This window comes from Nonomuraea sp. NPDC050202 (assembly GCF_040656115.1).
GTDB lineage: Bacteria > Actinomycetota > Actinomycetes > Streptosporangiales > Streptosporangiaceae > Nonomuraea.
This window is the reverse complement of record NZ_JBFALF010000113.1, coordinates 1-2,385: the sequence shown is the minus strand read 5'-3', so window position 1 is coordinate 2,385 and position 2,385 is coordinate 1. Positions and strand designations below refer to the sequence as shown.

The following is a 2,385-nucleotide window of genomic DNA, read 5'->3' as shown; positions in this document are numbered from 1 at the left end:
GTATGCGTCGAGGATGGCGTCGTAGGCGGGCGGCAGCCGGGTGGGGCGGGCGCCCGGACGGCGCTTCGTAATCTCGGAAGCGGATCCGGGCGCCTGCGAAGGGTTGGGGTGTGACTTTCACGGCTATCTGGCGTTGATTCCACAGGAATCGCTGGCACGTTCCGTGTGGAGATCCTCGCCGAGTAACCGGCGACCGTTCACCGCAGGGGTAAGTTTCGTTATCTCGGATCCGATGGGGGAGTCGCCTGGGTAACTACCTGGTGCCTATCGTTCGGATGAGAGCAACGACGAACGCGAACGTTATGCCCGCCAGGATCGAGCCTTCTGCGAGCAAGACCCACCATGCAGGTGTCGCCGCGTTCAGGCGGGCGGCCGCGTACAGTGCGATGGTGGAGAACGTGGGCCAGAAGAGGATGAGAAAGCGAATTGCAGAGAAGACCGAAAGGCCGAAGTAGGGATACGCGTACGGCTTCGTTTCTTTCAGATATGCCTCCCAGCGCAGCTGGCCGCGGAGATCCGATGAGATGTTCGCCTCCTGCCACCTTCGGTATTCGCGCCCGTACCGGGTCTCGTTCTCCGGGGACTCGCTGATCGCGGCCAGCTTCGGCGACAACACGTCGTTGACGTAGCGGCCCATCTGCCGCATGTAACTGAAGGACATCACCGTTTCGACAGGAAACCACAGCAGGCCGAAACCAATCAGCAGGTAGATGATCGGGCATCCAGCGAAGAGGCTGCGAATTGTGGTCAATTTGTCGAAGATGCCTGGGAGGCGAGCACCGCGCCGGTGAACACGAAGAAGTAGGTCATCATCCGTTCGCGGTGTTGCAGGCGCAGCTCGATCTCGCGGCGGATGGCATCGAACTCTCTCAGGTGGGTTTCGGCCACCAGGCGCAAGGGGTCGCGCTCCGCATCCATGCGCCCGTCCGTGTCCTGTTGATCTGATCGCGCCGCTGGGCGGCAGGCGTTTGAGAACCAGCGTGGCTAGCACCAAGGCCGCGGTCGAGCAGGACGTGGCGGACGTGAGTGTGATCGCCAGGCGCTGCTTTTCATGGTGGAGTTCCTCACCGTGTCCCAACGTCTTACACCTGGCCACCGCCGTAGGCAAGAGGAGTGGTGACGGTTTCGAGCTCCGCGACTCGCCGTGTCTGTCATCCATCCGCGCACGCCGCTCAGTTTTGTCGCTTGGATGACGTGCGCTGGCCGGGCTGCCCGGCAGAGGACGACAACGCCTTCAAGCGACCAGAACACACGCCAGCGTGGGAGAACGTGTGGGTCGCGATGTCTACGCTAAGGCATGGTTCTGGCTGCGATTGAGCGAGCTTCCACCAGCTACCACGTTGTCAAGGAAGGATCCCAGAACTCGGGTCGCCTCGACGGCCTCCGACACCCGATCTATCTTCTGATTGCGCGCCGTCTCGAGAAAGTAGAGGAAAGCCCGATCGAACCAGATGCGGGTGTCCGGGTCGGAGAGGCGCTGGCAGAACTCTCGGTAGGTGTATAGCCGCCCCTCATCCTGGAACCACATGTCCTCGCCGATACTGGTCTGCAGGACGTAGTAGACACCGAGATCCTTAAGAAAGGCCCTCTGTACCTGAAGCAGGAGCCCTGTGAGAACGGTGTCGTCCTTCCCCTGAAGTCGGAGATAGGGGATTTCGCGGCGGACTCGCTCTATCCAACAGAAGAGGCACACCGTCAGGTACACGGTGGATGTGAGATAGCACCCATGGCCGGTGAGCCATTCGGCGGGCTTCGTGGAGACATCAGCGGGGGTCTCGACAGCGTCAAGCGCTCGCCTGCGGTCGTCGTCGTCCGCTTCCACAGCGCGCAGAATCTCGTCCAGACGGTGGTGAACCTCGCTGGTGTGAAAACGGAGCGGGTTCAGGTATCCCCTCTGGATTTCCGCTTGTCGTGCCCGTTCGATGTCACGACGGCGCTGTAGGCCACCAACGTAGAGGGTGATCAGGCTCACTGCCAAGGAAGTGATCGCCGAAACGGCCGTGACCAGGATTGCATCCACCACCAGATAGTGAACGATCCCCCCCGAGCGGGAAAGCCGAGGTTACTTCTCGGTACCGTTTGAGCCGCAGTTCGGTGGGAGCCGAAGGGCCGACACGAGGAGAGGCGGGATCGGGAGGCCAGGCGCGATCGGTCAACGGCCTCACAGGTCTGCCTTCTGGAACGGATCAACAACATGTGCCAACGGCCGCGCTCCCCCTGCTCACCGTTGAAATTGGCCTGGGGCTCCAGGTGTAGAGAATCGAACGGTTTCCGTCACGAAGAGTTCGCGCTAGGGCCTGTACGGAGTTGAGGTCAGAGGGATTTGCTGCGCTTTGGCCGGCGATCCTGGTACCCCTTCGCCATGGCGCGTGGAGACCTCACCGA

3 protein-coding genes are annotated in these 2,385 nt (G+C 61.6%); all 3 read right to left on the bottom strand.

Annotated features, from left to right (window positions below; translation table 11 throughout):
* Nucleotides 1-253: 253 nt before the first annotated feature.
* Entirely contained in the window at nt 254-751 is a 498-nt protein-coding gene (locus AB0I79_RS63265; protein ID WP_357896376.1) for a hypothetical protein, read from the bottom strand.
* Complete coding sequence (locus tag AB0I79_RS63260) at nt 748-918, bottom strand: hypothetical protein (RefSeq protein WP_357896373.1); 171 nt, start codon at nt 916-918, stop codon at nt 748-750. The genes AB0I79_RS63265 and AB0I79_RS63260 overlap by 4 nt, the downstream gene beginning before the upstream one ends.
* A 367-nt stretch (nt 919-1,285) precedes the next feature.
* Nucleotides 1,286-2,020 (bottom strand): hypothetical protein, encoded by a 735-nt coding sequence (locus AB0I79_RS63255; RefSeq protein ID WP_357896370.1) that lies wholly within the window; start codon nt 2,018-2,020, stop codon nt 1,286-1,288.
* Nucleotides 2,021-2,385: the final 365 nt, after the last annotated feature.

Coding starts and splice junctions, on each gene's coding strand:
- AB0I79_RS63260 (WP_357896373.1), bottom strand. CDS start 918: ATGGATGCGGAGCGCGACCCCTTGCGCCTGGTGGCCGAAACCCACCTG.